The organism is Streptomyces sp. NPDC126503 (genome assembly GCF_040302405.1).
Lineage (GTDB): Bacteria > Actinomycetota > Actinomycetes > Streptomycetales > Streptomycetaceae > Streptomyces > Streptomyces gulbargensis.
In genome coordinates this window covers 203,464-230,157 of record NZ_JBEORS010000002.1, presented here as the reverse complement: position 1 = coordinate 230,157, position 26,694 = coordinate 203,464, and the positions used below count along the sequence as shown (strand labels likewise).

The 26,694-nt window shown below is 74.5% G+C and carries 28 protein-coding genes and 1 riboswitch; of the genes, 12 read left to right on the top strand and 16 right to left on the bottom strand.

Features of this window, described 5'->3' with window-relative positions; all coding sequences use genetic code 11:
* Window positions 1–93 precede the first annotated feature (93 nt).
* The 4 genes from ABTY40_RS03820 to ABTY40_RS03805 form a co-directional block, all read right to left on the bottom strand.
* Window positions 94–399 (bottom strand): cupin domain-containing protein, encoded by a 306-nt coding sequence (locus tag ABTY40_RS03820; protein WP_352058010.1) that lies wholly within the window; start codon window positions 397–399, stop codon window positions 94–96.
* A 147-nt stretch (window positions 400–546) separates the two neighbouring features.
* A complete protein-coding gene (locus ABTY40_RS03815; RefSeq protein ID WP_352058009.1) occupies window positions 547–903 on the bottom strand; it encodes a GntR family transcriptional regulator in 357 nt (118 codons plus the stop codon).
* Between the two features lie 2 nt (window positions 904–905).
* Window positions 906–1,892 carry a DUF1648 domain-containing protein gene (locus ABTY40_RS03810; protein ID WP_352058008.1) on the bottom strand — a complete coding sequence of 329 codons (987 nt, stop codon included), beginning with the start codon at window positions 1,890–1,892 and terminating at the stop codon, window positions 906–908.
* A gap of 175 nt (window positions 1,893–2,067) precedes the next feature.
* Entirely contained in the window at window positions 2,068–2,508 is a 441-nt protein-coding gene (locus ABTY40_RS03805; protein WP_352058007.1) for a MarR family winged helix-turn-helix transcriptional regulator, read from the bottom strand.
* A 92-nt stretch (window positions 2,509–2,600) separates the two neighbouring features.
* On the opposite strand from ABTY40_RS03805, the gene ABTY40_RS03800 reads away from it, so the two are divergent.
* Together ABTY40_RS03800 and ABTY40_RS03795 are read left to right on the top strand one after the other, a co-directional pair.
* A complete protein-coding gene (locus ABTY40_RS03800; protein ID WP_352058006.1) occupies window positions 2,601–2,948 on the top strand; it encodes a DoxX family protein in 348 nt (115 codons plus the stop codon).
* Window positions 2,949–3,078: 130 nt separating this feature from the next.
* Window positions 3,079–4,677, top strand: coding sequence for an ABC-F family ATP-binding cassette domain-containing protein (locus tag ABTY40_RS03795; protein WP_352058005.1), 1,599 nt, complete (start codon window positions 3,079–3,081; stop codon window positions 4,675–4,677).
* A 64-nt stretch (window positions 4,678–4,741) separates the two neighbouring features.
* Here the strand turns inward: ABTY40_RS03795 and cobN are convergent, their stop codons facing one another.
* A complete protein-coding gene (cobN, locus tag ABTY40_RS03790; protein ID WP_352058004.1) occupies window positions 4,742–8,365 on the bottom strand; it encodes a cobaltochelatase subunit CobN in 3,624 nt (1,207 codons plus the stop codon).
* A 96-nt stretch (window positions 8,366–8,461) separates the two neighbouring features.
* Window positions 8,462–8,540, bottom strand: a riboswitch (cobalamin riboswitch).
* A 115-nt stretch (window positions 8,541–8,655) separates the two neighbouring features.
* On the opposite strand from cobN, the gene ABTY40_RS03785 reads away from it, so the two are divergent.
* Genes ABTY40_RS03785 through ABTY40_RS03775 form a run of 3 tightly spaced genes read left to right on the top strand, consistent with a single transcriptional unit; the run spans window position 8,656 to window position 12,130 of the window.
* A complete protein-coding gene (locus tag ABTY40_RS03785; protein WP_352058230.1) occupies window positions 8,656–9,981 on the top strand; it encodes a ferredoxin-like domain-containing protein in 1,326 nt (441 codons plus the stop codon).
* A gap of 14 nt (window positions 9,982–9,995) precedes the next feature.
* Window positions 9,996–10,631: a precorrin-8X methylmutase gene (locus tag ABTY40_RS03780; RefSeq protein ID WP_352058229.1), complete on the top strand. Its 636-nt coding sequence runs from the start codon at window positions 9,996–9,998 to the stop codon at window positions 10,629–10,631.
* Window positions 10,628–12,130 carry a precorrin-2 C(20)-methyltransferase gene (locus tag ABTY40_RS03775; protein ID WP_352058003.1) on the top strand — a complete coding sequence of 501 codons (1,503 nt, stop codon included), beginning with the start codon at window positions 10,628–10,630 and terminating at the stop codon, window positions 12,128–12,130. Before ABTY40_RS03780 ends, ABTY40_RS03775 begins: the two co-directional genes overlap by 4 nt.
* A gap of 56 nt (window positions 12,131–12,186) precedes the next feature.
* Here ABTY40_RS03775 and ABTY40_RS03770 read toward each other — a convergent pair whose 3' ends face one another.
* A complete protein-coding gene (locus ABTY40_RS03770) occupies window positions 12,187–12,936 on the bottom strand; it encodes a cobalt-precorrin-6A reductase (protein ID WP_352058002.1) in 750 nt (249 codons plus the stop codon).
* Window positions 12,937–12,948: 12 nt separating this feature from the next.
* On the opposite strand from ABTY40_RS03770, the gene ABTY40_RS03765 reads away from it, so the two are divergent.
* On the top strand, window positions 12,949–14,073 hold the full coding sequence (locus tag ABTY40_RS03765) for a cobalt-precorrin-5B (C(1))-methyltransferase (protein WP_352058001.1): 1,125 nt from the start codon (window positions 12,949–12,951) through the stop codon (window positions 14,071–14,073).
* Between the two features lie 39 nt (window positions 14,074–14,112).
* On the opposite strand, the gene ABTY40_RS03760 is transcribed toward ABTY40_RS03765, so the two are convergent.
* Both ABTY40_RS03760 and ABTY40_RS03755 read right to left on the bottom strand, forming a co-directional pair.
* Complete coding sequence (locus tag ABTY40_RS03760; RefSeq protein WP_352058000.1) at window positions 14,113–14,553, bottom strand: PIN domain-containing protein; 441 nt, start codon at window positions 14,551–14,553, stop codon at window positions 14,113–14,115.
* Window positions 14,550–14,795, bottom strand: a complete 246-nt coding sequence (locus ABTY40_RS03755; protein WP_352057999.1) for a type II toxin-antitoxin system Phd/YefM family antitoxin — start codon at window positions 14,793–14,795, stop codon at window positions 14,550–14,552. The genes ABTY40_RS03760 and ABTY40_RS03755 overlap by 4 nt, the downstream gene beginning before the upstream one ends.
* A gap of 109 nt (window positions 14,796–14,904) precedes the next feature.
* Here ABTY40_RS03755 and ABTY40_RS30855 point away from each other — a divergent pair, with 109 nt between their 5' ends.
* Complete coding sequence (locus tag ABTY40_RS30855) at window positions 14,905–14,979, top strand: 50S ribosomal protein bL37 (protein ID WP_372460710.1); 75 nt, start codon at window positions 14,905–14,907, stop codon at window positions 14,977–14,979.
* 55 nt (window positions 14,980–15,034) lie between these two features.
* Here ABTY40_RS30855 and cobM read toward each other — a convergent pair whose 3' ends face one another.
* Window positions 15,035–15,784 carry a precorrin-4 C(11)-methyltransferase gene (gene cobM / locus ABTY40_RS03750; protein WP_345280135.1) on the bottom strand — a complete coding sequence of 250 codons (750 nt, stop codon included), beginning with the start codon at window positions 15,782–15,784 and terminating at the stop codon, window positions 15,035–15,037.
* Window positions 15,781–17,007 (bottom strand): precorrin-6y C5,15-methyltransferase (decarboxylating) subunit CbiE, encoded by a 1,227-nt coding sequence (cbiE, locus tag ABTY40_RS03745; RefSeq protein ID WP_352057998.1) that lies wholly within the window; start codon window positions 17,005–17,007, stop codon window positions 15,781–15,783. The genes cobM and cbiE overlap by 4 nt, the downstream gene beginning before the upstream one ends.
* Before the next feature lie 182 nt (window positions 17,008–17,189).
* Between cbiE and ABTY40_RS03740 the strand changes: the two genes are divergently transcribed.
* Complete coding sequence (locus ABTY40_RS03740) at window positions 17,190–18,269, top strand: LLM class flavin-dependent oxidoreductase (protein ID WP_352057997.1); 1,080 nt, start codon at window positions 17,190–17,192, stop codon at window positions 18,267–18,269.
* 4 nt (window positions 18,270–18,273) lie between these two features.
* Window positions 18,274–18,897 (top strand): FMN reductase, encoded by a 624-nt coding sequence (locus ABTY40_RS03735; protein WP_352057996.1) that lies wholly within the window; start codon window positions 18,274–18,276, stop codon window positions 18,895–18,897.
* 12 nt (window positions 18,898–18,909) lie between these two features.
* On the opposite strand, the gene ABTY40_RS03730 is transcribed toward ABTY40_RS03735, so the two are convergent.
* The 5 genes from ABTY40_RS03730 to ABTY40_RS03710 all read right to left on the bottom strand — a co-directional run bounded on the left by ABTY40_RS03730 (window position 18,910) and on the right by ABTY40_RS03710 (window position 24,222).
* On the bottom strand, window positions 18,910–19,524 hold the full coding sequence (locus ABTY40_RS03730) for a DUF6879 family protein (RefSeq protein ID WP_352057995.1): 615 nt from the start codon (window positions 19,522–19,524) through the stop codon (window positions 18,910–18,912).
* On the bottom strand, window positions 19,517–20,722 hold the full coding sequence (locus tag ABTY40_RS03725) for a site-2 protease family protein (protein ID WP_352057994.1): 1,206 nt from the start codon (window positions 20,720–20,722) through the stop codon (window positions 19,517–19,519). Before ABTY40_RS03725 ends, ABTY40_RS03730 begins: the two co-directional genes overlap by 8 nt.
* A 90-nt stretch (window positions 20,723–20,812) precedes the next feature.
* A complete protein-coding gene (locus tag ABTY40_RS03720) occupies window positions 20,813–22,039 on the bottom strand; it encodes a HesA/MoeB/ThiF family protein (protein ID WP_352057993.1) in 1,227 nt (408 codons plus the stop codon).
* Between the two features lie 306 nt (window positions 22,040–22,345).
* Entirely contained in the window at window positions 22,346–23,242 is an 897-nt protein-coding gene (locus ABTY40_RS03715) for an ABC transporter permease (protein WP_352057992.1), read from the bottom strand.
* The gene (locus ABTY40_RS03710) at window positions 23,239–24,222 is read right to left on the bottom strand and encodes an ATP-binding cassette domain-containing protein (protein WP_352057991.1); all 984 of its coding nucleotides are present in this window, start codon (window positions 24,220–24,222) and stop codon (window positions 23,239–23,241) included. Before ABTY40_RS03710 ends, ABTY40_RS03715 begins: the two co-directional genes overlap by 4 nt.
* 380 nt (window positions 24,223–24,602) lie before the next feature.
* On the opposite strand from ABTY40_RS03710, the gene ABTY40_RS03705 reads away from it, so the two are divergent.
* On the top strand, window positions 24,603–25,202 hold the full coding sequence (locus ABTY40_RS03705; protein WP_352057990.1) for a hypothetical protein: 600 nt from the start codon (window positions 24,603–24,605) through the stop codon (window positions 25,200–25,202).
* Here ABTY40_RS03705 and ABTY40_RS03700 read toward each other — a convergent pair.
* Window positions 25,160–25,576, bottom strand: a complete 417-nt coding sequence (locus tag ABTY40_RS03700; RefSeq protein ID WP_352057989.1) for a hypothetical protein — start codon at window positions 25,574–25,576, stop codon at window positions 25,160–25,162. The two genes, ABTY40_RS03705 and ABTY40_RS03700, sit on opposite strands and share 43 nt — an antisense overlap.
* Window positions 25,577–25,796: 220 nt before the next feature.
* Between ABTY40_RS03700 and ABTY40_RS03695 the strand changes: the two genes are divergently transcribed.
* Window positions 25,797–26,222, top strand: a complete 426-nt coding sequence (locus ABTY40_RS03695) for a DUF7144 family membrane protein (RefSeq protein WP_345280154.1) — start codon at window positions 25,797–25,799, stop codon at window positions 26,220–26,222.
* 7 nt (window positions 26,223–26,229) lie between these two features.
* Window positions 26,230–26,655, top strand: coding sequence for a hypothetical protein (locus ABTY40_RS03690; RefSeq protein WP_352057988.1), 426 nt, complete (start codon window positions 26,230–26,232; stop codon window positions 26,653–26,655).
* Window positions 26,656–26,694 lie beyond the last annotated feature (39 nt).

The window sequence follows — 26,694 nt, the reverse complement described above, 5'->3', positions numbered from 1 at the left end:
GGTACGGGGGCGGGGGCCGTCGTGCGGTTATCGGCGGGGCGGGGCGGTCGCCCGGTACGGGCCCGGGCCGGGCGGCCGCGACCGCCGGAACCGTCACTCCTCCGGGGCCTCCACGATCACCAGCGTGCCGTGACTGCCGGGGCGGACGGCGTGGGGGGCGCCCGCCGGCACCCGGTACATGCCGCCGGGGGCCACCGACACCGCGGTGCCGGCCACGAACAGTTCGAGGCGGCCGTCGAGCACCAGGAGCACCTCGGGGGCGCCGTGGGTCTCGGGCGGCAGGGGGCGGCCGTCCATGCGGAGGACCTTCACCCCGGCCGTTCCCACCCGCGCCAGCAGGTGGGAGCTCCAGGCGTCCGGCAGGGCGGACGCCGTCGTGAACAGGTCGACCGGACTCATGGCATGCCTCCTCGGCGGACCGGCCCGCCCGGCTGGGGGGCCGCCCGCGGTGCGTTCGACGGATACGGCCAGGACGCTACGGGAGCGGGGGCGGCGACGGGTCGACCGTTCGGCAAAATCCGCCGGGCCCGGGGTGGAGGCGGGCGGTCACGCCAGCGAGGTCCGGGCCAGTTCGAGGAACTCCGCCTCGCTCAGGCCCAGTTCGCGGGCCTCCGCCGCCGCCTCGCGGAGGCGGGCGAGCAGACGGGCGCGGTCGGGAGCGGTGGCACCGGGGACGATGACGGCCCCGCGGCCCCGGCGGAGTTCGATCAGGCCCTCCTCGCGCAGCCGCTGGTAGCCGCGCAGGACGGTGTGGACGTTGACGCCGAGGGAGTCGGCGAGGTCCCGGGCGGCCGGGAGGCGCTCGCCGGGCGCCGCGGAGCCGCCGGCGAGCGCCCCGCGGACGCAGGCGGCGATCTGGTCGCCGAGGGGGACGGAGGAGGCTGGGTCGACCCGGAAGAGCACCGTCAGACCTTCCCATGCCGTGCGGCGAGCGTGTTCAGGAGGGCGGCGGCCGTCCGCGCGTCGGGCACGGTGACCGCGAACTCGCGACCGCCCGCGCGCCGGACGACCAGGGCCTCGCCGGAGCGCAGCACCAGGCCGGTGCGGTGGGCGCGGACCCGGTAGCCCCAGCCGCCGAAGTCCGCCACGGCGCGCACGTCCCGTGCGTCCGCGCCCTCGATCTCGTCGAGCGGGATACGGATCCGGGGCCGGCCGGTCACGGCGGGCGCGACGGTCAGGCCGCGCCGGTCGGCCGTGACCCGGACGCGGGCGAGCCCGAGCCCCGCCGCACCGACCGCCACCAGGAGCGGCGCCACCGGCCACCACCCTGCGGCCAGGACGACCGGGCCGGCCAGGACCAGGCCCGCGCCGAGCGCGGTCAGCGCCGCGGAGCCGGTGTACCGGGACCAGCCGGCCACCTCGCCCGCGCCGAGCGGCAGCCGCGCGTCCGGCTCGCCCTCCGGGGCGGACGCACCCGGGCGCCCCTCCTCGACCACGAGCCGGCTCACCGCCCACCCGGCGAGCGCGGCGAGGCCGGCGACGGCCGCGCCGGCCGCGAGGTGGCCGAGGGACAGGGTGGCGGGCTCCGGACCGGTCGCGTCCAGGTTGGCGCGGAGCATCAGGGCGAGCAGGGCGCCGAGGAACCCGGCCGTCGCCCACGCTCCGGCGAGGGCGGGCCGGCGGACGAACGCCGTCCAGACCGCGCCCGCCACGACCAGCAGGACCGCGCCGGTCACGGCCGTGCCGGTACGGGAGGTCCAGCCGTCGGCGTGGCCGTCGGCACCGGAGAAGTGCGTGGCCACGGGGTCCGGCAGCCGGTCCCACCAGAGCACGAGGACCACCGCGTACCCGGTGAGGGCCAGCAGGAACGGCAGCGCTGCCCAGGGCCGGCCGCCCCTCAGGCGGACTCCCGTGCGGGCGGGGCCGGTCGGTTCCGTCGTGTCGCGGGTCATGGTCTCCCCCTCTCCCGGCGCAGGCCGGGATCACTGTTCCACTTGTTCGCACTCTACTAGAACAATGATCGGGCACAAGTGCCGGGCCGGCCTGATGCCCGGGGCGCGCGGACGCGGACGCGCAACGCGGCGGTCGCCACCGGCGCCGCCGCGTCCAGGGGGAGGGGAGGGCCGCTCAGCCGCAGTCGTGATCGCCGTGCCGCACGACCACGCGGTCCAGCAGGCGGCGCAGCACGTCCCGCTCCTCGTGCGTGAGGTCGGCGAACAGCTCGCGCTCGGCCTCGCTCACCGCGGCGTCGACCCGGTCGAGGACCGCCGCGCCCGCGTCCGTGATCTCCACGATGTGCCGGCGCCGGTCCGCCGGGTCGCGGCGCCGCTCGCACAGCCCCGCGCTCTCCAGGTCGTTCAGGATCGCGACGAGCTGACTGGGGTCGACCTCCAGCGCGGCGGCCAGCTCCCGCTGGCTCATGGCCCCGGGGGCCAGCCGCATCAGCGTCATGGCGTTCCTCGGGTGCAGCCCCGCGACGGCGAGCGCCGTCCGGATGCGGGCGCCCGTGAGCTCCCCCCGGTACGAGAGGAGGAAGCCGAGGCGGTCGGAGGGGTCAGCAGCTGCCATGCCACCCACCGTAGCAGCGGACCGATGATGGATCTGGGCTAATCGTTTATAGTTCTCAACGGTTTACGTCCCCAGACCATTGGAGCCTTGCCATGTTCGTCGCGTACCTCGCCGTCGCCCTCCTGCTCACCCTCGCGCTGTCGGCCTCGGCCTTCCTGACCTTCACCCGGAACCCGCAGATCGTGGGGAGCATGACGAAGCTGGACGTCCCCGGGACCTGGCTGCCCTGGCTCGCCTCCGCCAAGCTGGCCGGCGCGCTCGGGCTCCTCGCCGGCCTCGCGATCGCCCCGCTCGGCGCCGCGGCGGCGGCCGGCGTCGTCCTCTACTTCGCCGGGGCGCTCGTGACCCACCTCCGGAAGAAGGACTTCGCGGTCACCCCGGTCGTGGTGCTCACGCTCCTCGCCGTGGTCGCCCTGGTCCTGCGCCTGCTGTCCGCCTGAGGCACCCGCTCCGAATGGGGCGACCCCAGGCGAGACGAAACGTCTTGCCAAGGTCGCCCCGGGGGCGTACGGTCATTGAAACGAGACGTCTCGTCTCGTTTCACTGCCGTGACCGGCCCGGGAGGCGCCCTTGTTCCGTGCACAACTCACCGACGTCACCCGGCGCTTCGACGACCGGTACGTCCACCACCGCACCGTCCTCGACCGGGTCTCCCTCACCGTCCGCGCCGGCGAACGGCTCGGCATCGTCGGGGACAACGGCTCCGGGAAGTCGACGCTCCTCCGGCTCCTGGCCGGACTCGACACCCCCACCCACGGCACGGTGACCGTGGACGCCCCCGGCGGCCTCGGCCACCTCGCCCAGACCCTCGACCTCCCGCCCACCGCCACCGTCGGCGAGGCCGTCGACCACGCGCTCTCGGAGATACGGGAACTGGAGCGGGCCATCCGTACCGCCGAGGCCGCCCTCGGCGACACCGGCGACCTCGACGGCTACGCCCGGCTCCTCGCCTCCTACGAGGCGCGGGGCGGCGCCGGTGCCGACCGGCGCGTCGCAACCGTCCTGCGGCGCCTCGGCGAAACAGGACCCCTCGACCGCACCCGCCCCCTGGGCACCCTCTCCGGCGGGCAGCGCTCCCGCCTGGCGCTCGCCGGCGTCCTCGCCGCCGAACCCGAGCTCCTGCTGCTCGACGAACCCACCAACGACCTGGACGACGAGGCCGTCACCTGGCTGGAGGAGCGGCTGCGGGCCCACCGGGGCACGGTCGTGGCCGTCTCCCACGACCGGACGTTCCTCGAACGGGTCACCACCGCCGTCCTGGAGGTGGACGAGGACCGCCACACCGTCCGCCGCTACGGCGACGGCTACGCCGGCTACCTCACCGGCCGCGCCGCCGAACGGGCCCGCCGGCAGCGCGCGTACGAGGAGTGGAAGGCCGAACTGGCCCGCCACACCGCGCTCGCGGACACCCACATCGACCGGTTCTCGGCGATCCCCCGCAAGGCCCCGGCCTCCTTCAGCGGGGCGGGCGCCTTCCGCGCCCGGTCCCGGGCGCACGGCGCGATGAGCCGTATCCGCGCCGCCCGCGAACGGCTCGCCCGGCTCACCGCCGATCCCGTGCCGCCGCCCCCGGAACCGCTCCGCTTCCACGCGGACCTGGCGGGCGCGGGCGCGCCCGTCGACCTGACCGGGGTACGGGTGGACGGCCGGCTCCGCCTGGACGCCCTCCACCTCGAACCGGGCGAACGGCTCCTCGTCACCGGGCCCAACGGCGCCGGCAAGACCACGCTCCTCAAGGTCCTCGCGGGCGAACTCACCCCGGACGCGGGCACCGTACGCGCCCCCGGCCGGGTGGGACTGCTGCGGCAGGACACGGCCCCGCCCACCGACCCCCGTACGGTGAGCGAGGCCTTCGGAGAGGGCCGCGAGGACGAACTGCTCCGCCTCGGACTGTTCTCCGCCCGGGACCTGGCGACCCCGGTCCGGCTCCTGTCGGCGGGGCAGCGCCGCAGGCTGGAACTGGCCCGCCTGGTGACGGAACCGGCCGACCTGCTGCTCCTGGACGAGCCCACGAACCACCTGTCACCGGGGCTGGTGGAGGAGTTCGAGGCCGCGCTCGCGGCCTACCGGGGCACGCTGATCGTGGTCACCCACGACCGCCGGCTCCGGGCGTCCTTCCCGGGCCGACGGCTCGTCCTGTCACCGGCGCGCACCCTCACGCACCGGTGACCGGGCACCACGGGCCGCGGCGGGCGCACCGCACCCGGGCCCCGGCCACCGCGCCGGGACCGGGCTACGCCTCGTCCCCCGACCCCTCCAGGTCGCCCTCCGTCTCCAGGAACACCTGGCGGAGGGCGGCCAGCGTCTCCGGGTCCGGCTTCTCCCACATGCCGCGCGACTCCGCCTCCAGGAGGCGCTCCGCGATGCCGTGCAGCGCCCACGGGTTGGCCTCCTTCAGGAAGGCCTGGTTCTCCGGGTCGAGCACGTACTCCTGCGTCAGCTTGTCGTACATCCAGTCGGCGACCACGCCCGTCGTCGCGTCGTACCCGAAGAGGTAGTCGACCGTCGCCGCCAGCTCGAACGCGCCCTTGTAGCCGTGGCGCCGCATCGCCTCGATCCACCGCGGGTTGACCACCCGCGCCCGGAAGACCCGCGAGGTCTCCTCGACCAGCGTGCGGGTGCGGACCGTCTCCGGGCGGGTGGAGTCGCCGATGTACGCCTCCGGGGCCGTGCCCTTCAGGGCGCGGACGGTCGCCACCATGCCGCCGTGGTACTGGAAGTAGTCGTCGGAGTCCGCGATGTCGTGCTCGCGCGTGTCCGTGTTCTTCGCCGCGACCGCGATCCGCTTGTACGCCGTCTCCATCTCGGCCCGCGCCGGACGGCCGTCCAGGCCGCGCCCGTACGCGAAACCGCCCCAGACCGTGTACACCTCGGCGAGGTCCGCGTCCGTCCGCCAGTCGCGCGAGTCGATCAGCTGGAGGATGCCGGCGCCGTACGTGCCCGGCCGCGAGCCGAAGATGCGGGTCGTGGCGCGCCGCTCGTCGCCGTGCTCGGCCAGGTCGGCCTGCGCGTGCGCCCGTACGTAGTTCTGGTCGGCCGGCTCGTCGAGGCCGGCCACGAGCCGTACGGCATCGTCCAGGAGGCCGATGACGTGCGGGAACGCGTCACGGAAGAAGCCCGAGATGCGCAGGGTGACGTCGATGCGCGGGCGGCCCAGCTCGGCGAGCGGGATCGGCTCCAGGCCGTTCACCCGGCGCGAGGCCTCGTCCCAGAGCGGGCGGACGCCGAGCAGCGCGAGCGCCTCCGCCACGTCGTCACCGGCGGTCCGCATCGCGCTCGTCCCCCACAGGGACAGGCCCACCGAGGTCGGCCAGTCGCCGTTGTCCGTGCGGTAGCGCTCCAGGAGCGAGTCGGCGAGCGCCTGGCCGGTCTCCCAGGCGAGGCGGGACGGCACCGCCTTCGGGTCGACCGAGTAGAAGTTCCGGCCGGTCGGCAGGACGTTGACCAGGCCGCGCAGCGGCGAACCGGACGGGCCGGCCGGCACGAACCCGCCGTTCAGGGCGTGCACCGCGTGCGTCAGCTCGTCCGTGGTGGCGGCGAGGCGCGGCACGACCTGCTCGCAGGCGAACCGCAGCACGGCGTGCACCTCGGGGCCGTACACGGCGGCCACGGACGCGACCGCGTCCACCGACCAGTCCGCCGCCTCCATCGCCTCGACCAGCTCGCGCGCCTTCGCCTCCGCCTCGTCGGCGGTGACCCGGGTCGCGGCCGACTCGTCCAGGCCGAGCGCCTCGCGCAGACCCGGCAGCGCCTGCGTACCGCCCCAGATCTGGCGGGCGCGCAGGATCGACAGCACCAGGTTGACCCGCTCGGGCCCGGTCGGCGCGCCGCCGAGGACGTGCAGACCGTCACGGATCTGGGCGTCCTTGACCTCGCACAGCCAGCCGTCGACGTGCAGCAGGAAGTCGTCGAAGCCGTCGTCCTCCGGCCGCTCCTCCAGACCCAGGTCGTGGTCGAGCTTGGCGGCCTGGATCAGCGTCCAGATCTGGGCCCGGATCGCGGGCAGCTTCGCCGGGTCCATGGACGAGATCTGCGCGTACTCGTCGAGCAGCTGCTCCAGGCGCGCGATGTCGCCGTAACTGTCGGCGCGGGCCATCGGCGGCACCAGGTGGTCGACGAGCGTGGCGTGGGCGCGCCGCTTGGCCTGCGTGCCCTCGCCCGGGTCGTTGACGAGGAACGGGTAGACCAGCGGCAGGTCCCCGAGCGCCGCGTCCGGGCCGCACGCGGCGGACAGGCCCGCGTTCTTGCCGGGCAGCCACTCCAGGTTGCCGTGCTTGCCCAGGTGCACCATGGCGTCGGCGCCGAAGCCGCCGTCGTCGGCGCGGGCGGCGATCCACCGGTAGGCGGCCAGGTAGTGGTGGGACGGCGGCAGATCGGGGTCGTGGTAGATCGCGATCGGGTTCTCGCCGAAGCCGCGCGGCGGCTGGATGAGGATCAGCAGGTTCCCGCGGCGCAGGGCCGCGAGGACGATGTCGCCCTCCGGGTTCCGCGACCGGTCCAGGAACATCTCGCCGGGCGGCGGGCCCCAGTGCTCCTCGACGTGCGACCGCAGCTCCTCGGGGAGGGTCGCGTACCAGCGTTTGTAGTCGGCGGCCGGGATGCGGACCGGGTTCCTGGCCAGCTGCTCCTCGGTCAGCCAGTCCTGGTCGTGGCCGCCGGCCTCGATGAGGGCGCGGATCAGCTCGTCGCCGTCGCCCGACACCACCCCGGGGATCTCGTCCTCGGGCCCGAAGTCGTACCCCTCGGCCATCAGGCGCCGCAGCAGGGCGACGGCCGAGGCCGGGGTGTCCAGGCCGACCGCGTTGCCGATCCGGGAGTGCTTCGTCGGGTACGCGGACAGGACGAGCGCCAGCTTCTTCTCGGCGTTCGGGATGTGCCGGAGGCGGGCGTGCCGGACGGCGATGCCGGCGACGCGGGCCGCGCGCTCGGCGTCGGCGACGTACGCGGGCAGGCCGTCGGCGTCGATCTCCTTGAAGGAGAACGGGACGGTGATGAGGCGACCGTCGAACTCCGGCACGGCGACCTGTCCGGCCGCGTCCAGCGGCGACACGCCCTCGTCGTTCTCCTCCCACGCGGCGCGCGAACCGGTCAGGCACAGCGCCTGGAGGATCGGCACGTCGAGCGCGGCCAGCGCGCCCGCGTCCCACGCCTCCTCGTCGCCGCCCGCCTGCGCCTCGGCGGGCTTGGTGCCGCCCGCGGCCAGGACGGTGGTGACGATCGCGTCGGCGGTACGGAGGGTGTCGATCAGCTCCGGCTCGGGGGCGCGCAGCGAGGCCACGTACAGCGGCAGCGGCCGGCCGCCGGCGTCCTCGATCGCGTCGCAGAGGGCGCCGACGAAGGCGGTGTTCCCGCTCATGTGGTGGGCGCGGTAGTAGAGCACGGCGACGACCGGGCCGGTCCCGGTCCGCGCGGTCCGCTCCAGCGGACCCCAGGTGGGGGCGGGGGCCGGGGCCTCGAAACCGTGGCCGGTGAGCAGGACGGTGTCGGAGAGGAAGCGGGCCAGCTGCTCCAGGTTGGCCGGGCCGCCGTGCGCCAGATAGGCGTGGGCCTCGGTGGCCACGCCGATCGGCACGGTGGAGGTGGCCATCAGCTGCGCGTCGGGCGCCTGTTCGCCGCTGAGCACGACCACCGGCTTCCCGGCGGCGAGGACCGCGTCGAGGCCCTCCTGCCAGGAGCGGACACCGCCGAGGAGGCGGACGACGACCAGGTCGGCGCCGTCGAGCAGGGCGGGCAGTTCGTCCAGCGGCAGGCGGGAGGGGTTGGCGAAGCGGTACGCGACCGGGCCGTCGGGCGCGGCGGCGGCGGCCGCCCGGGCGCTGAGCAGGTCGGTGTCGGAGTGCGACAGCAGCAGGAGCATGGCGAGCTCAGGCCTTCCTCGGGGTTGTCCGCGCCCCGGGTGGTCGTGTGGTGGGTGGCCTCCCCGGCCCGGACGGAGCCGGGAGCGCGGGGAAGGGAGTTCCTGACTCACCCGTTCCGTCGCCGGTACGGGCTCACAGTGGCGGGACCGCGCCGGATTCTCACCGGGCTTCCTCCCCGGGGTCCTGGGACCCCATGCCGCTTCGCATCCTAGATCGTGCCGCCGGGGCGGCCGAGGGGGCGGCGGAGTCGGCCCGATCACACCACGTGGCCGGACGGTGCGCCGTGGGTATGCTCGCCGCCATGCCGCCCACCCCACCCCCGGCGCCCGAACCGGGCGAAACCCGCGTACGGGACCGTGGCGACGCCTGCCCCGGAGCGCTGCGCCTGCACCCGGCCGACGACGGCCGCCTGGCCCGACTCCGGCTGCCCGCAGGTAGCTTGACGCCTCGTCAGGCACGCGTCCTCGCCGACGCGGCGGAGCGCCTCGGCGACGGGCGGATCAGCGTCACCTCGCGCGGCAACGCGGAGCTGCGGGGCCTCGGCGAGGGCTGCGGCACGGAGCTCGCCGCGCTCCTGGCCGGGGCGGGCCTGCTGCCCTCCCCCCGTCACGAGCGGATCCGCAACATCGTGGCCTCCCCCGCCGCCGGCCTGGACGGACTCGGCACGGCCGACGTCCAGTTGTGGGCGCGCGAACTGGACGCCCTGCTCTGCGCGGAGCCGTGGACGGCCGCCCTCTCGGGCCGGTTCCTCTTCGCCCTCGACGACGGCCGCGGGGACATGACCGCGCTCGGCGCGGATGTGACCTTGGTCGCAGTACGGGACGCACCGGACCGGGGGGCCCTGCTGTGGTCCGGCGGGCGGGCCCTCCGGGTCGCCGGGACGGACGCGGCCCGGGCCGCGGTCGCCGCCGCCGGGGCCTTCCTCGCCGCCGCCCGGGCCGCCGGGACCGGTGCCTGGCGGGTGGCCGAGCTGCCGCCCGGCCACGCCCCCGACCTGGCCGGCGCCCTCGCCCGGGCCGGGATCCCGGCGGAGCCCGTACCCGCTCCCGCCCTCCCCCACGGGGCACCGCCCGCACCCGGTCCGCTCGGCGAGTGCGGCCTGTACGTCCTGGCCCCGCTCGGCCGGCTCACCGCCGCGCAGCTGCGGGCCCTCGCGGACGGTGCCGACGAGGTGCGGCTCACGCCGTGGCGCGGTGCCGTCGTCGTCACCGGCCAGGCCGCCGGCCGTCTCCCGGTCCTCGCGGGCCTCGGGCTGATCACCCGCCCCGACTCCCCGTGGGCCGGCGTCACGGCCTGCACGGGCCGACCGGGATGCGCCAAGTCACTGGCGGACGTACGGGGGGACGCGACGGCGGGAAGGGCCCCGCAGCCGGGCCCCGGTGGGACGTCCGGCACCGGTGACGAGGCGCGGGCCGGTTCGCCCGGCCGTCTCCTGCCCGTCCACTTCTCCGGCTGCGAGCGCCGGTGCGGCCACCCGCGCGGGGAGTGGGTCGACGTACTGGCCACCGGTGACGGCGCCTACCGGGTGAACGGCGCGCCCACCCCCCGTACCTCCCTTCCCGGCGCGGTCGCCACGGCCCGCACGACCACGACCCCGACGACGACCACGAGATGAGCGAGAGCACCAGGATGTTCGACTACGAGAAGGACGGGACGGAGATCTACCGCCGGTCCTTTGCCACGATCCGCGCCGAGGCGGACCTCGCGGGGCTGCCCGCCGACGTCGCCCAGGTCGCGGTCCGGATGATCCACGCCTGCGGCATGACCGACCTCGTCCGCGACATCGCCTTCTCACCCGCGGCCGTCTCCCGCGCCCGCGAGGCCCTGCGCGCCGGAGCGCCGATCCTCTGCGACGCGCAGATGGTCGCCAGCGGCGTCACCCGCAAGCGGCTGCCCGCCGACAACGAGGTGATCTGCACCCTCTCCGACCCGGCCGTCCCCGGCCTCGCCGCCGAACTCGGCACCACCCGCTCGGCCGCCGCCCTCGAACTCTGGCGCGACCGCCTCGAAGGTTCCGTCGTCGCCATCGGCAACGCGCCCACCGCCCTCTTCCACCTCCTGGAGATGATCGCGAAGGGCGCGCCGAAGCCCGCCGCCGTCCTCGGCATACCGGTCGGCTTCATCGGCGCGGCCGAGTCCAAGGACGCCCTCGCGGAGAACGCCCTCGGCCTCGAGTACCTCGTCGTCCGGGGCCGGCGCGGCGGCAGCGCCATGACCGCCGCCGCCCTCAACGCGATAGCGCACGAAGCGGAGATCCAGGCATGAGCGGCACCACCACCGGCAAGCTGTACGGGGTCGGCCTCGGCCCCGGCGACCCGAACCTCCTGACGCTCGCCGCCGTGAAGGCCATCGCCGAGGCCGACGTCATCGCCTACCACTCGGCCCGCCACGGCCGGTCCATCGCCCGTTCCATCGCCGCCGAGCACATCCGCGAGGACCACGTCGAGGAGCGGCTGATGTACCCGCTCACCGTGGAGACCACGGACCACCCGGGCGGCTACCGGGGCGCCCTGGACGACTTCTACGAGGAGGCCGCGGCCCGGCTCGCCGCCCACCTCGACGCGGGCCGCACGGTCGCCGTCCTCGCCGAGGGCGACCCGCTCTTCTACGGCTCGTACCAGCACATGCACAAGCGGCTCGCGGACCGCTACGACACCACCGTCATCCCCGGCGTCACCTCGGTCAGCGCCGCCGCGGCCCGCCTCGGCACGCCCCTGTGCGAGGCCGAGGAAGTTCTCACGATCATCCCCGGCACCCTGCCGGAGGACGAGCTCACGGCCCGCCTCGCGGGCACCGACTCGGCGGTCGTGATGAAGCTCGGCCGCACCTTCCCCACCGTGCGGCGGGCCCTGGAGCGGGCCGGGCGGCTCGAGGACGCGCGGTACGTGGAGCGGGCGTTCATGCCGGGCGAGCGGACGGAGACGCTGGCCGGCGTGGATCCGTCGACCGTCCCGTACTTCTCCGTCGCCGTCCTGCCCTCCCGGATCGACGCCGTCGTCCCCGAGTCCCGGGAGACCGGCGGCGAGGTCGTCGTCGTCGGCACCGGACCGGCCGGGGCACCCTGGCTGACGCCCGAGTCGCGCGGCGCGCTCCAGGGCGCCGACGACCTCGTCGGCTACACCACCTACCTGGACCGGGTGCCGGTCCTGCGCCCCGGGCAGCGGCGCCACGGCTCCGACAACAAGGTGGAGTCCGAGCGGGCCGAGTTCGCACTCGACCTGGCCCGGCGCGGCCGGCGGGTCGCGGTCGTCTCCGGCGGCGACCCGGGCGTCTTCGCCATGGCGACGGCCGTCCTGGAGGTGGCCTGCGAACCGGACTACGCGGACGTGCCCGTACGGGTCCTGCCGGGCGTGACCGCCGCCAACGCGGCCGCCGCGGCGGCGGGCGCCCCGCTCGGCCACGACTACGCGACGATCTCGCTCTCCGACCGGCTCAAGCCGTGGGACGTCATCTCCCGGCGCCTGCGCGCCGCGGCGGAGGCCGATCTGGTCCTCGCCCTCTACAACCCGGGCTCGAAGTCCCGCACCCACCAGGTCGCCGCCGCCCGCGACCTGCTCCTGGAGGTCCGCTCGCCCGACACCCCGGTGGTCGTCGCCCGTGACGTCGGCGGCCCGGAGCAGTCCGTCCGGGTCGTCACCCTGAAGACCCTGGACCCGGCGGAGGTCGACATGCGCACCCTCCTCCTGATCGGCTCCTCCCAGACCCGCGCGGCCGACCGGGGCGACGGCCGCACGATCACCTGGACGCCGCGCCGCTACGGCTGAGCGGGCCGCCCGGAATCCGGGGTGGGGCGGGGACAACCCCGTACCCACCTCACGGGTCACACGGGTTCCTGGGTTCCCCTTGCCTCACCGGTCACCCACGCGGCGGCCTCCTCCGGGGTCGCCGCCACCGGGACGCCGGCCGGGACCGGGGGGCGGCGGACGATCACGACCGGGACGCCGGCCTCGCGGGCGGCGGTCAGTTTCGGGGCGGTGGCGGCGGCGCCGCTGTCCTTGGTGACGAGGACGTCGATGCCGTGGCGGGCGAGCAGCTCCCGCTCGCCCGCCACGGTGAACGGGCCCCGGTCCAGGAGGACTTCGGTGCGCGCGGGCATCGGCGCCTCCGGGGCGTCGACCGAGCGGACCAGGAACCACTCCGGGCGGTCCGCGAAGGCCGCGAGGCCCATGCGCCCGGTCGTGAGGAACACCCGGTCGCCGAGGCCGTCCAGGGCCGCCGCGGCCTCCTCCAGGGAGTCGACCGGGCGCCAGTCGTCGCCCGCCTCCGGGACCCAGCCGGGGCGGCGCAGGGCCAGCAGGGGAACATGGGCGTCGGCGGCCGCCCGGGCCGCGTTGAAGCTGATCCGCGCGGCGAAGGGATGGGTGGCGTCGATGACCGCGTCCGCGCCGTGCTCCCGCAGCCAGGCGGCGAGGCCGTCCGCGCCGCCGAACCCGCCGATCCGCACCTCACCGGCGGGCAGCCGGGGGTTCGCCACCCGTCCCGCGAGGGAACTGGTGACCCGGACCCGCCCGTGCAGCAGCCCGGCCAGGGCGCGGGCCTCGGCGGTACCCCCGAGGATGAGTACGTGCATGGGAGTCCTTACATGAGTTCCGGCGGCGGGCGCGAGGCCCAACTCAAGCACACCGGTCTGCGCCCGGGCTGGACGACCGGCGCCTGCGCGACGGCGGCGACCACCGCCGCGTACACCGCGCTGCTCACCGGGGAGTTCCCGGACCCCGTGACGATCACCCTGCCGAAGGGCCACACCCCGTCCTTCGCGCTGGCGGCGGAGTCGCTGACGGCCGGGGCCGCCATGGCCGCCGTGGTGAAAGACGCGGGCGACGACCCGGACGTCACCCACGGGGCGGTGATCCGCTCGACGGTACGGCTCCTGCCGCCCGGCTCCGGTGTCGTCTTCCGCGCGGGCGAGGGCGTCGGCACGGTCACCCTGCCGGGGCTGCCGCTCGACGTGGGGGAGCCCGCGATCAACCCGGTGCCCCGGCAGCTGATGCGCGCGCACGTGGCGGAGGTCGCGGCGGCGCACGGCGGCACCGGGGACGTGGAGATCACCGTCTCCGTCGACAACGGCGCCGAGATCGCCCGTTCCACGTGGAACCCGCGGATCGGCATCCTCGGCGGCCTGTCCATCCTCGGGACGACCGGGATCGTCGTCCCGTACTCCTGCTCCGCCTGGATCGACTCCATCCGCCGGGGCGTCGACGTGGCCCGCGCCGGCGGCCTCACCCACGTCGCCGGCTGCACCGGCTCCACCTCCGAGCGGACCGTCACGGAGCTCTACGACCTGCCGGAGATCGCCCTCCTCGACATGGGCGACTTCGCGGGCGCCGTCCTCAAGTACCTCCGCCGCCACCCCGTGGACCGGCTCACGGTCTGCGGCGGCTTCGCCAAGCTCTCCAAACTGGCCGCGGGCCACTTGGACCTGCACTCGGCCCGCTCCCAGGTCGACAAGGCCTTCCTCGCCGCGCTCGCCCGCACGGGCGGCGCCACCGAGGACCTGGCGGCCGAGATCACCACCGCCAACACGGGCCTCGCCGCCCTCCGCCTCTGCGAAGCCGCGGGCGTCCCCCTCGGCGACCTGGTGGCCACCCGCGCCCGCGACGAGGCTCTCACGGTCCTGCGGGGCGCGCCGGTGGCGGTGGACGTGATCTGCGTCGACCGGGCGGGGGCGGTGGTGGGGCGGTCGGCGGTGGCGGGGCCGCGGGTGTGAGGCGGGTGGGCCCCGGCCGGTGGCGACCCGGTGCCGCCCTCAGAGGTCGTCGGGCAGCAACCGGAAGACCGGGTGGCCCGTCAGCGGCCTGATCACGCGGAAGTGCCGGTCGGTCGTGAACAGGACGTCGGTGCCGTATGCGGCGGCCAGGGCGACGTTCATGGCGTCCGTCATCCCGACGCCCTTCCCTCCGTCGGCGTCCGCGTAGCCCTCGGCCACGGCGATCGCCGTGGACAGGTGCGCGGCGACCGGAGGCACCTCGAACCGGCGGGTGGCGGTGTACCGCTCGACGAACCGGGCCGCCGCCAGCGCCTTGCGGGCTCCGGCACGCGCCGAGATCAGGTAGTCGAGTTCGGCCAGCACCAGTGGGGAGATCACCAGATGACTGATCGTGCCCAGTGCCTTCCTGTGCTCGTCGTGGCCCGTGAGGCGGGGGTCGAGCAGGCGGTAGAGGGCGTTGGTGTCGGCGACAGCGATCACTCCGCCCGTCCCATTCCCCTGAGCACGTCATCGATCTCGTCGTTGTCGAGATCGGGAAGGTCGAGGACGGGCAGGTCTATCTCGCCCATCGGATCGGAAGGGTACGGGGGGACGTCCGATCCGATCGGCACCACACGTGCGACGGCGACGCCGTTCTTCGTCACCGTGACGGTCTCACCGGCAGCGGCCGCGGCCAGGATCTGCGACGACTTCTGGTTGAACTCTCGCGCCGTGGTTTCCATGTACTACATGTTACTACCGGCATGCCGGTGTCGGACGGCCACCGTGCAGGCTCCCGCCCCGCACCCTAGGCTCGACAGCACACACCCCCACGAACCGAGAGGAAACGCCATGTCGAAGCGAGGCAACAAGCGCCGGGCGCGGAAGAAGAAGGGCGCTAACCACGGGAAGCGGCCCAACACCTGAGGGCGGGCCCCGGCGACGCCCGTCGCGGGGCCCTCGTCGTGGCCGCGCGGGGCGGTCAGCAGGCGTGCCGGTCCCGCGCCGGGTCGTACAGGTGGCTGTCGCGGAACTCGGACGCGGCGAGCGTGCGGCCGACGAGGATGACGGCCGTCTTGGTGATGCCGGCCGCCTTCACCTGGCCGGCGATGTCCTCCAGGGTGCCGCGCAGGATCACCTCGTCGGGGCGGCTGGCCATGGCGACGACGGCGGCGGGGCAGTCCACGCCGTAGTGGGGGACGAGCTCGGAGACGATCCGGTCGACGTAGCGAGCACCGAGGTGCAGGACGAGCAGGGCGCCGCTGCGGCCGAGGGTGGCGAGGTCCTCGCCCTCCGGCATGGGGGTGGCCTGCTGGGCGATGCGGGTGAGGATGACGGTCTGGCCGACGGTCGGCACGGTCAGCTCCCGCTTGAGCGCCGCCGCGGCGGCGGCGAAGGCCGGGACGCCCGGCACGACCTCGTACGGGATGCCGGCCGCGTCCAGGCGGCGCATCTGTTCGGCGACGGCGCTGAAGACCGACGGGTCGCCGGAGTGCAGCCGGGCCACGTCCTGCCCCGCCTCGTGGGCGGCGGTGATCTCGGCGACGATCTGGTCCAGGTCCATCCGGGCCGTGTCGACGAGCCGCGCGTCCGGCGGACACTCGGCGAGCAGTTCGGTGGGGACGAGCGAGCCCGCGTAGAGGCAGACGCCGCACTTCGCCAGCGTCCGCGCGCCGCGCACGGTGATGAGGTCGGCGGCGCCGGGGCCCGCGCCGATGAAATAGACGGTCATCCCTCTTCGGAACCTTTCGTGACGGACCACTGGGTGACGGGCATGGCCGGGCGCCAGCCGGTGAAGCCGCCGACGGGTACGGCGGCGGAGACGGAGAGCCGGATCAGTTCGCCGCCGTGGCGGCGGTGGCGCGCGGCGAGCAGCGCCTCGGACTCCAGGGTCACGGTGTTGGCGACGAGCCGGCCGCCGGCGGGCAGGGCGTCCCAGCAGGCGTCGATCAGGCCCGGGGCGGTGAGTCCGCCGCCGATGAAGACCGCGTCGGGGACGGGCAGCCCGGCGAGCGCCGCCGGGGCGGGCCCGGTGACGACGGTCAGGCCGGGCACGCCGAGCCGGTCGGCGTTGCGGGTGATCCGTCCGGCCCGTTCGGGGGACTTCTCCACGGCGACGGCCCGGCAGGAGCGGTGGGTCCGCATCCATTCGATGCCGATGGAGCCGGAGCCGCCGCCGACGTCCCAGAGCAGTTCGCCGGGGGCGGGGGCGAGCGCGGCGAGGGTGGCGGCGCGGACGTACCGCTTGGTGAGCTGGCCGTCGTGCTCGTACGCGTCGTCGGGCAGGCCGGGCGCGGCGCCGAGGCGGAGCGCGCCGGGGGCGCGGACGCAGTCGACGGCGATCACGTTGAGCGGGTCGCCGGGGGCGTGGGCCCAGGTGTCGGCGGTGCCGTCGAGCAGGCGCTCGCGGTCGGAGCCGAGCTGTTCGAGGACCCGCAGCCGGCTGGGCCCGTACCCCCGCTCGCGCAGCAGGGCGGCGACGTGCTCCGGGGTGGCCGCGCCCTCGCTGAGGACGAGGATCCGCCGGCCGTGGTGGAGGGCGGCGGCGAGGGCGGCGGGCGGCCGGGCGACGAGGGAGACGGTCTCGACGGCCTCCAGGGGCCAGCCGAGGCGGGCGCAGGCGTACGAGACGGAGGACGGGTGCGGCAGGACGTGGAGGCGGTCCGGGCCGACGGTCTCGGCGAGGGTGCGGGCGATGCCGTGGAAGGAGGGGTCGCCGCTGGCGAGGACGGCGACGGCGCGGCCCTCGTGGGCGGCGAGCAGGCCGGGCACGGCGGGGCGGAGCGGCGAGGGCCAGGGGACGCGCTCGCCGGGGCAGTCGGCGGCGGGCAGCAGGCCGAGCTGGCGGGGGCCGCCGATGAGGACCTCGGCGGCGCGCAGGACGCGGCGGGAGGCCTCGGGGAGCCCGTCCCAGCCGTCCGCGCCGATTCCGACGACCGATATCGCAGCGTTCACGTCGGGGACTCTACGGGAGGGGCTCCTTCCGGCCGCGTCCGGCCACGGGGAGCGGGCGCCTCGCCCGGCCCGGGGAGCGGGGGAATAGCCGGAAGGGGTGCGCCGTTGAACGCGATGGTTTAAGATTCAACCAAGAGCTTGGGGGCAGAGCCCCCGAAGCACCCCCGCGAGAGGTGAGCACGATGCAGTTCGGGATCTTCACCGTCGGCGACGTGACGACCGACCCCACCACCGGCCGCACCCCGACCGAGCACGAGCGGATCAAGAACACCGTCGCCATCGCGCTCAAGGCCGAGGAGGTGGGACTCGACGTCTTCGCGACGGGCGAGCACCACAACCCGCCGTTCGTCCCGTCCTCCCCCACCACCCTCCTCGGGCACATCGCCGCCCGCACGGAGAACCTGATCCTCTCCACCTCCACCACCCTCATCACCACCAACGACCCGGTGAAGATCGCCGAGGACTACGCGACCCTCCAGCACCTCGCCGACGGCCGCGTCGACGTGATGACGGGCCGCGGCAACACCGGCCCGGTCTACCCGTGGTTCGGACAGGACATCCGCCAGGGCATCCCGCTCGCCATCGAGAACTACGCGCTCCTCCACAAGCTGTGGAGACAGGACGTGGTCGACTGGGAAGGAAAGTTCCGCACCGCCCTGCAGGGCTTCACCGCCACCCCGCGCCCGCTCGACGGCGTCCCGCCCTTCGTCTGGCACGGCTCCATCCGCTCGCCCGAGATCGCCGAACAGGCCGCCTACTACGGCGACGGGTTCTTCGCGAACCACATCTTCTGGCCCAAGCAGCACACCGAGAAGATGGTCCGCCTCTACCGGCAGCGCTACGCCCACTACGGGCACGGCACCCCCGAGCAGGCGATCGTCGGCCTCGGCGGCCAGGTGTTCATGCGGAAGAACTCGCAGGACGCGGTACGGGAGTTCCGCCCGTACTTCGACAACGCGCCGGTCTACGGCCACGGCCCCTCCCTGGAGGAGTTCAGCCGCGAGACCCCGCTGACCGTCGGCTCCCCGCAGGAGGTCATCGAGCGCACCCTGTCCTTCCGCGACTACGTGGGCGACTACCAGCGCCAGCTGTTCCTGGTCGACCACGCGGGACTGCCGCTCAAGACCGTCCTCGAACAGCTCGACATCCTCGGCGAGGAGGTCGTCCCGGTCCTGCGCAAGGAGTTCGCCGCCCTGCGCCCGGCCGGCGTCCCCGCCACCGCCCCGCTCCACCCCGCCGTCCTCGCCGCCCAGGAGGTCTGACGCCATGCGGACGTTGAAGCTGGTCGCGGTCTCCGCCGGCCTCAGCTCCCCCTCCTCCACCCGGCTGCTCGCCGACCGCCTCCTCCAGGCGGCCCGGTACCGGCTGGCCGAGCAGGAGTACGCGGTCGACGTCCAGGTCGTCGAACTGCGCGACCTGGCCGTGGACATCGCCAAGAACTTCGTCACCGGCTTCCCCTCCGCCGCGCTCCAGGAAGCCATCGACACGGTGACGGGCGCCGACGGCGTCATCGCGGTCACCCCGGTCTTCACGGCCTCGTACAGCGGCCTGTTCAAGTCCTTCTTCGACCTGATCGACCCGGCCGCCCTGACCGGCACGCCCGTCCTCCTCGGCGCGACCGGCGGCACCGCCCGCCACTCGCTGGTCCTCGACCACGCCCTGCGGCCCCTCTTCGCCTACCTGCGGGCCCTCGTCGTCCCGACCGCCGTCTACGCGGCCTCGGAGGACTGGGGCTCCGGCGGCGACGAGTACACCGATGGGCTGCCCGCCCGGATCACCCGCGCCGGCCAGGAGTTCGCGGACACCGTGGCCGCCCGCCCCGCCCGGGACGGCGGCGACGACGACCTCGTCCCCTTCGAGCAGCAGTGGGCGGACCTGCGCCTCGACTGACCGCCCGGAGCGTCACGGGGCCGGTGCGGGTGCGGGCAGGGGCGCCACCTCGCGGGGGAAGAACTCCGCGAGGTCCTCCCCCGCCCCGTACAGCTCCCGCACGAACGCCCGCGCCCTCGCCACCACCTCGGGCCCGGTGTACCGCACCGCCCCGCCGGGCACGCCCCCGGGCCCGTACTCCACCACGTACACCGCCTCGCCCCCGAGCACGCACAGCTCCGGCAGCGGCCCCTCCCCCTCGTACGCAGCGACCCGCTCCGCGTCCAGGACGGAGACCTCCTCCCCGTACTCCCCCTTCACGCGCAGGATGTGCAGCTCCCACTGCACGTACGGGGTCAGCGGCCGCTCCACGATCCGCACCCGCCGGTGGCGGAAGCCCGCCCGCGCGATGCGCCCGAAGAACTCCTCGTACTCCGGCCGCAGCTCCTCGATCAGCCGCAGCGACTCCTCCCACTCCCCGCGCCGGAACGCCAGCCAGCTCGGGAAGTCGCCCTCGTCGTACGCCTGCATCCGCTCCAGCTTCCAGAAGCCCTCGGGGCCGATACGCCGGAACCGCTCCGCGAAGTCGGACGTGTAGGCGCCCTGTCCGAGCCGGACGCCGTCGGCGCCCTCGAAGATCTCACGCATCGGAAACGTTCCTCCTGTTCGTCTCGGCCCGCCGGGCCCGGTGGTCACGCCACCGGGTGACGAGCCAGATGATGTGGACGGCGGCGAAGGCCGCGAGAGTCAGTACCCCGTCCGACACGTCGAGGGCGGAGCCGCCCCCGCTGAGCCTGCCCAAGGCGACCACCACCAGCCGGACCTCGGCGGGCAGCGTGAAAGCCGCGAACGCCCCCAGGCAGGCCGTGGTGCCCAGCACCAGGACGAGGCTGTAGATCCGCACCGCCCGCCGCTCCCCAGCCGGAAGGACCCTGCTCGGGTCCCGCTCCGCCGTCTCCCTCCGGAGCAGCCGTCGGGCCAGGTGCCGGGCGTAGGCCCGGCCGTCGCCGTACAGGTCCCGGCAGCCGGTGAGGTCCTGCAACACGAAGTACACGTCGGTCCGCATGAACACCATGCACTGGAAAGCCAGCGGCAGGCCCGCCCACAGCACCGTCGCCGCCAGGAAACGGTGCCCTGCGGAACTTGGCGAGGTCAGGGCGAGCAGGAGCACCGCGACGGATGCGACGGAGAGATTGACCGCGATCCCGGCGAGGTAGGCCGTGAGCCGGTGTCGGCGGGGCGCGAGTTCGATACCGCTGATGTCCGTCTGCACCACCAGAAATTGCAGTCGGGTCCCGAAGCCGATCCGGCCCGGCACGCCGGCGGCCCGAGCCACCGCCAGGTGCGCGAGCTCATGAAGCAGGACGACCGACCATCCGACGACCAGCCCGCTGACCACCACGAGCGTCCCGTAAGGGCTCCACAGCAGGTCCCGGTAGGTGGGCGTCAGCTCGGGGCGGGCCAGCAACACCGCCACGGCGGTGCCGACGAGGGCGGCGGGAATCCAGGGGAGCGAGGGGTGCAGCAGGAAGCCGAGTCGCTCGGGGCGGAGCCCCGGAAGGCTTGCCGGGGCCGCCGGCGGCCCCGACCCGGCCGGCTGCCCGTCGACCTCCGCCACGAAACCGAGTGCGAGTAAATCGCGTACGAACTCCACGACGTCCGGTTCCTCACCCGGTGCGGCGCCTGCCGCGAGGCGCGCCTGCGCGGCACCGACGCTCACCCCTTCCGCCAACAGGTCGAGAACCGCCACGCCCTCGGGGGGCAGGGCGACGAAGGTACGGGATTCCCGGCGGCCCACGATCCACTCGGTGCCGTCGGCTCGCCGGTTCAGCGGGTGGAGCCGCACTCGGGAATCCGGCCCCACGGATGGGGTAGGGCGGGGCGGGGCGGTCACGGCCGGTCCTCCACGTCTGCCCTGCGGCCACTGCCCGGCATCTCAGGCTCCCCCGCAGGCGGGGCAGTCGGGCCGGTGGAGTACCGGGTCGAAACCCGGCTCTCCGGGGCGAACGAGGTTGAACTCCAGCCGAAATCCGGAGGGGAGAACGGGCACTCCGGTCAGCATCGCCGTGGCGGCGTACACGAACAGGGCTCCGGCGAGCGTCGCCGTCACCGCGTTCACCGGGCTCCACGGCATCCGCGGTGAGACCGTCGCCTCGTCCTCACCGGACGGCAGCCCGAGGTCCCGGGACTCGGCCAGGGTGATCCGGTGGCATTCCAAGCAGCCACTCCGCCCCGGCGCATACGCCCCCACGGTGACCAACGGTCCCTGGTAGCCACCGTCGATCCACGGCGTGCCCGTCTCCAGGCATACGCGATTGGCCCAGGTCCGGAGAGCGGCGGGCCGGTCGGCACCCAGGACGAGGAGGTCGTACCGAGGGGGCTCCGGGGCTTCGGTGGCCCTGGCCCCCTCGACCATGTCGGCAACCGGCGGAGCGCCGTCCGGGGGGCCGGTGCGCAGGAGACGGGCGAGGCCGGCCGGTGACCGCACCGCTGTGGCCTCCCCCGTCAGTCGCACGTCCGAGTTGAGGGCACGCAACGAGGCGAGAGCCGCGTCGACCTTGCGCCGGCCGATGTCCGGCTCGCGGTAGAGCACCTGGCGGTTCAGGTTGGACAACTCGACGACATCGGGGTCCACACAGTGCAGACGGCCCACGCCCGAGGCGACCAAGCCCTGCGCCGCGACCCCGCCCGCGCCACCGAGGCCGACGAGCAGGACCCGCGCGTGGGAGAGGGCGAGCTGGAGGTCCCAGGCGTCGGCACGGGGGGAGGAATCCATCCACCGCAGCAGCGGCACCCCGCGGCTGTACCGCTCCCTCTCCCGTGCGGAGAACACGGTGGGAATGCCCGTCGCCGCGTCCTCCAGGAATCCGGCCTGCCGCAAGTCGGCCATCGCCTGGAATACATCGTTCTCGTCGGGGACAGGGTGCGCGGCGGCGACCTCGACGGCTATCCGTTCCGTCTCCCGAGTTCCGTCCATGGCCTGGATCAATTCCCAGACCCAGCCGTCGGGATCCTCGATCTCCGCGCCGATGCCGTGGACCACACTGCCGATCCGCACATGACCCGCGACCGTCCGGTAAGGCCGGTGCTCGGGCTTGACGCGTGGTCGCAGGAGGGCGGGCAGCTCCCCCCTCGACTCCCGCCCCATACTCAACTCCCCCAAGGAAAAACTTTATTGACCTCACACACCACTGTGGCACCGTGGGCATGTTAACGCCCGCCGCGACCCGAGGAGGCAGAAATGGCAACCAAGATCACCATACGACCGCTGGACAAGAAGGAGACGACGAGCGACAGCCAGGGATCGAGTAATTAGCGCCATTCAAGAAACTCGGCGTCCCTGCCCCTGGGGGCAGGGCTCGCCCGCTTATCAGCCTTCTCCAGTCACTTTCCGGCCTTTCCTCGCCACTTCTCGGACGAATGTCGGCCTCACCGCCCATGTCGTGCCTCCGCCCTCCCTGCGCTTCCCTTACTTCCGGTTGTAGAGACGCATCGTGATCCAGCCGAAGACGAGCACGAACAGCGCCGACCACCCCAGCGTCCAGCCGATGTCCGCCACCGGCCGGTGGCCCGCCATCAGGTCGCGGACCGCCGTCGACAGGTGGGTGACCGGGTTGTTGTTGACGAAGGCCTGGAGCCAGCCCGGCATGGTGCGGGGGTCGACGAAGACGTTGGAGAGGAAGGTGAGCGGGAAGATGACCATCATCGAGACGCCCATCACCGACTTCTCGCTGCGCAGGAGCAGGCCGAACATGGTCCAGATCCACGAGAACGCGAACGAGAAGACCATGAGCAGCGCGACGCCGAGGAGCACGCCCGCCGGGCCGCCGGCCGGGCGGTAGCCGATGGCGAGGCCCACGCTCAGCATCACGGCCGAGGCGATCAGATAGCGGACGACGTCACCGAGGAGGTAGCCGACCATCGGGGCCGGCCGCCACACCGGCAGGGTGCGGAAGCGGTCGAAGACGCCCTTGTCGATGTCGGTGTTGACGGAGACGCCCGTGTACATCGTGATCATCACGACGCTCATCACGAGGATGCCCGGCAACAGGAACTGCACGTACGAGGAGACCGATCCGGCCAGCGCGCCCCCGAAGAGGTACGTGTACATCAGCACCATCATGATCGGGAACGCGGTCACGTCGAACAGCTGCTCCGGCACGTGCTTGATCTTCAGCATGGCCCGCCGGCCGAAGGTCAGGGAGGCGCCGAGGGCGCTGGGGCGGGGCGGCCGGTCGCGGCCCGCGAGGAACTCGGCGAGGTCCTCGGCGCGCGGGGCGACGAATTCCGTGGCGTCGGCGGCCCCGGCCGAACCGGCCGGCCCGCTCGTGGGATCCTTGTCCTTGCCGGTGGTGACGGTGGTCATGCCGGCGGTCCCTTCCGTTCCGTGAGGGCGAGGAACACCTCGTCCAGGCTCGGCTGCCCGAGCGCGAAGTCGTCCACGGCGATCCCCGCCCGCGACAGCTCCGCCAGCGCCCGCGCCGCCTGCTGCGCCGCACCCCGCTCCGTACCCCGCCCGTCGACCGTCGCCGTGAGGGCCACCGGATCGGCGTCGAGCTGGACGGAGGTGCGCAGGGCACCGGCGAGGACCCGTTCGGCCTCCGCGCGCCGCGCCGGGTCCCGCAGCCGTACGTGCACGGAGCCGGCGCCCACCGAGGCCTTCAGCTCGCCCTTGGTGCCCTCGGCGATCACCCGGCCGTGGTCGATGACGGCGATGCGGGAGGCCAGCCGGTCCGCCTCGTCGAGGTACTGGGTGGTGAGCAGCACCGTCGTGCCCTGCTCGACCACCGCGCGCACGATGTCCCACACCTGGTTCCGGCTGCGCGGGTCGAGACCGGTGGTCGGCTCGTCCAGGAACAGCAGGTCCGGGGTGTTGAGCAGGGAGGCCGCGATGTCGATCCGGCGCCGCATGCCGCCCGAGTACGTCTTCACCTGCCGGCCCGCCGCCTCCGAGAGGCCGAAGGCGGCCAGGAGCCGCGCGGCCCGGTCCCGGGAGGCCGCCCGGGAGTGCCCGAGCAGGCGCGCGAGCAGCACCAGGTTCTCGGTGCCGGTCAGGTCCTCGTCGACCGAGGCGTACTGGCCGGTGAGGCTGACCCGGCCCCGTACCGCGTCCGCGTCGGTGACCACGTCCCGGCCGAACACCCGGGCCCGGCCGCCGTCCGGGCGCAGCAGGGTCGCGAGGACCTTGACGGTCGTGGTCTTGCCGGCGCCGTTGGGGCCGAGGACCCCGTAGACGGTGCCTGCGGGGATCCACAGGTCGACGCCGTCGACGGCGCGGTTGGTGCCGAAGACCTTGACCAGGCCCTCGGTCTCGACGGCCGGCGTGCCGTCCCCGCCGCCGCTCATGCCGCGCCCCCGCCGTCCGGCCGTCGGGTGCGGCGGTGGCCGGGGGCGGGGTGTCCGATGCGGCCCTGCCGCCTCCGGCCGCCGGTCCGCGCGGGGTGCTCGTGGTCGTCGGTCATGCCGTGTCCTCGTGCCGGTCCGTCCAGCCCTGTCCTCCGGCTCCTGCCGCGCCTCGGAGCCGGCCGCGCGATGCGCCCGGGGCGCCGGGACGCCGGGGCGCCGGGCCTCGAGAGGCGCTCCTCCCAGTCTGCTGCGGGAGCCACCGGCCCGCCACCGCCGCCGGAAAGCGGCCCGGAGGGTGTACGGCGGCTCCGCCGCGCGGGGGAGGCGGACCGTTCGCCGGGCCGACGACCCACACCCCCGGCCGGGCGGAACCTGGTCCCATGATGAGCGTCAAAGCCCTCCCCGGCGTGCCCCGTTGGGCCGTCCTCGCCGCCCACGCCGTGCCCCTCCTCACCCTGCCGTCCGGCCTGTGGCGCCTCGCGCTCGTCGCGGGTCTGCCGGTCACCCAGGACGCCTGGCACCACGGTCCGGGCGGGGTGATGAGCACCGCGGAGGCCGTGTACGTGGTCTCCCCGAGCGTCGTGTCCGAACTGCTGGCCTTCCTCACCCTCGGCCTCGTCCGCCCATGGGGCGAGGTCCTTCCCCGCCGGTTCCCGTTCCTCGGCGGCCGGCCGGTGAACCCGGCCGCCGCGTGGCGGGCGGCGTTCGCCGGGGCCGCGGGCCTGTGCGCGCTCGTTGCCTGGGGCGTGTACGCCTCCGCCGCCGGCCTCGGGTCCGGCATACCGGCCTCACCGGCGCAGGAGGCGCTGGTGATCGCCTGCTACGCGCCGCTCCTCGCCTGGCCGGTGCTGCTCGCCGCCGTGGCCGCCGACCACCGGCGCCGCCACACCGCACCGGTCGCGCGGGGCGCCGGGCCCGGCCCGTCCGGCGGCGGCGGTCAGGAGGGCGCCGGGCGGCCGGCGGCGTCCTCGTGGGTGTAGAAGAGGTAGAAGGCGACGCAGAACACGGCGGCGGCGACCACCAGCCCGAGCACCGCCGCCGACAGGACGCTGGCGCCGGAGAGGCTGAAGAGGAACCCGACCGCGAGGCCGGCCAGCGCGCCCCAGGCGGCGGCCCGTGGCTCGCGCGGCAGGGCGCGGCCGGTCCAGCGGAGCCCGTACACCGCTCCGGCGAGGACCACCGCCGAGATCAGGCCGAGCCAGAGCTGGCCCCAGCTGAGCGGGCCGCCGTGGCGTTCGACGGTCGACGCGTACAGGCCGTAGACGACGCCGAGGGCGAGGGGGAGGCCCCAGCCGTGCGCGCTCGTGGTGGCCTGTCGCCGGCGCCGGGCGGGTACCGCTGCGTGTGCGCCCATCGCGGAAGCTCCTTCGTCTCGCCCCCCGCGGCCGTGCCCGCACCCTCCAGGGCACACCCGCGCCCCGGCGGCCGCAACCGGACCGGGCCCCGCCCGCCCCGACCGCAGCGACCGGTCGGCCCGGGTGGCCGACCCGGGGGGACGCCCCGGCCGGACGGCCGCTCACCCGCCCGGCGCAGTCCGGCGTTCGCGCCGGTACGAACGGGCCGACGATGGGCCCATGAGCCAGCACACCGCACCCCGCAAGGCAGGGACGTCCGGCGCCTGGGCCGCCGGCGGCACCCTCTTCGCCGGCGTCCTCATGCTCGTCACCGGCCTGATGGACATCTTCCAGGGCATCGCCGGCATCGCCGAGAACGACATCTACGCCCGCGTCGGCGACTACGTCTACGAGTTCGACCTCACCACTTGGGGCTGGATCCACCTCGTCCTCGGCGTCCTCGTGGCCGCCACCGGTTACGGCATCCTCAAGGGCGCCGAGTGGGGCCGCGTCGCCGGCATCTCCCTCGCCGCCCTCAACATCCTGGCGCAGTTCCTCTTCCTGCCCTACCAGCCGTGGTGGGCCCTCTTCTCCATGGCCGTGTCGATCTTCGTGATCTGGGCGCTCGCCTCGGACGGGGACCGCCGCGCCGACGAGACGTTCTGAGGCGCCCATGAGACCGCATCTCACGGCCCTCACGACGGCCGCCGCGCTCCTCGCCCTCGCCGGCTGCGAGGCGGCGAAGGACGCGGCCGGCGACATCGTCTCCTCCGCCACCGCCGCGGTCGCCTCCGCCGCCCAGGAGAAGATGAACGAGGTCAAGGACGGGGTGAACGCCACCGGCGACGTCAAGGCCGGGAAGACCCGCGCCGACGGCGACCGGACCGCCGCCGACGTCACCGCGACCAACCCCAAGGACTCCGCCGCCGACTACACCGTCATGGTCACCTTCCACGACCGCGACGGCAACGTCATCGACACCGTCGTCGTCACGCTGAACGCGGTCGCCCCGAAGCAGTCGAAGACCGGGACCGCCCGCAGCAACCGTTCGCTCCCGGACGGCACCACCGCGGACATCACCCGGGCCCTGCGGCACTGAGCCGCCGGGCGGTGACACCGCGCGGACGCGCCCGGCCCG

Coding starts and splice junctions, on each gene's coding strand:
- ABTY40_RS03775 (WP_352058003.1), top strand. CDS start 10,628: ATGAGCGGCACCACCACCGGCAAGCTGTACGGGGTCGGCCTCGGCCCC.
- ABTY40_RS03800 (WP_352058006.1), top strand. CDS start 2,601: ATGTTCGTCGCGTACCTCGCCGTCGCCCTCCTGCTCACCCTCGCGCTG.
- cobN (WP_352058004.1), bottom strand. CDS start 8,365: ATGCTCCTGCTGCTGTCGCACTCCGACACCGACCTGCTCAGCGCCCGG.
- ABTY40_RS03690 (WP_352057988.1), top strand. CDS start 26,230: ATGAGACCGCATCTCACGGCCCTCACGACGGCCGCCGCGCTCCTCGCC.
- cobM (WP_345280135.1), bottom strand. CDS start 15,784: ATGACCGTCTATTTCATCGGCGCGGGCCCCGGCGCCGCCGACCTCATC.
- ABTY40_RS03710 (WP_352057991.1), bottom strand. CDS start 24,222: ATGAGCGGCGGCGGGGACGGCACGCCGGCCGTCGAGACCGAGGGCCTG.
- ABTY40_RS03695 (WP_345280154.1), top strand. CDS start 25,797: ATGAGCCAGCACACCGCACCCCGCAAGGCAGGGACGTCCGGCGCCTGG.
- ABTY40_RS03780 (WP_352058229.1), top strand. CDS start 9,996: ATGTTCGACTACGAGAAGGACGGGACGGAGATCTACCGCCGGTCCTTT.
- ABTY40_RS03785 (WP_352058230.1), top strand. CDS start 8,656: ATGCTCGCCGCCATGCCGCCCACCCCACCCCCGGCGCCCGAACCGGGC.
- ABTY40_RS03765 (WP_352058001.1), top strand. CDS start 12,949: ATGAGTTCCGGCGGCGGGCGCGAGGCCCAACTCAAGCACACCGGTCTG.
- ABTY40_RS03770 (WP_352058002.1), bottom strand. CDS start 12,936: ATGCACGTACTCATCCTCGGGGGTACCGCCGAGGCCCGCGCCCTGGCC.
- ABTY40_RS03740 (WP_352057997.1), top strand. CDS start 17,190: ATGCAGTTCGGGATCTTCACCGTCGGCGACGTGACGACCGACCCCACC.
- ABTY40_RS03715 (WP_352057992.1), bottom strand. CDS start 23,242: ATGACCACCGTCACCACCGGCAAGGACAAGGATCCCACGAGCGGGCCG.
- ABTY40_RS03700 (WP_352057989.1), bottom strand. CDS start 25,576: ATGGGCGCACACGCAGCGGTACCCGCCCGGCGCCGGCGACAGGCCACC.
- ABTY40_RS03705 (WP_352057990.1), top strand. CDS start 24,603: ATGATGAGCGTCAAAGCCCTCCCCGGCGTGCCCCGTTGGGCCGTCCTC.
- ABTY40_RS03730 (WP_352057995.1), bottom strand. CDS start 19,524: ATGCGTGAGATCTTCGAGGGCGCCGACGGCGTCCGGCTCGGACAGGGC.
- ABTY40_RS03820 (WP_352058010.1), bottom strand. CDS start 399: ATGAGTCCGGTCGACCTGTTCACGACGGCGTCCGCCCTGCCGGACGCC.
- ABTY40_RS03810 (WP_352058008.1), bottom strand. CDS start 1,892: ATGACCCGCGACACGACGGAACCGACCGGCCCCGCCCGCACGGGAGTC.
- ABTY40_RS03805 (WP_352058007.1), bottom strand. CDS start 2,508: ATGGCAGCTGCTGACCCCTCCGACCGCCTCGGCTTCCTCCTCTCGTAC.
- ABTY40_RS03755 (WP_352057999.1), bottom strand. CDS start 14,795: ATGGAAACCACGGCGCGAGAGTTCAACCAGAAGTCGTCGCAGATCCTG.
- ABTY40_RS03735 (WP_352057996.1), top strand. CDS start 18,274: ATGCGGACGTTGAAGCTGGTCGCGGTCTCCGCCGGCCTCAGCTCCCCC.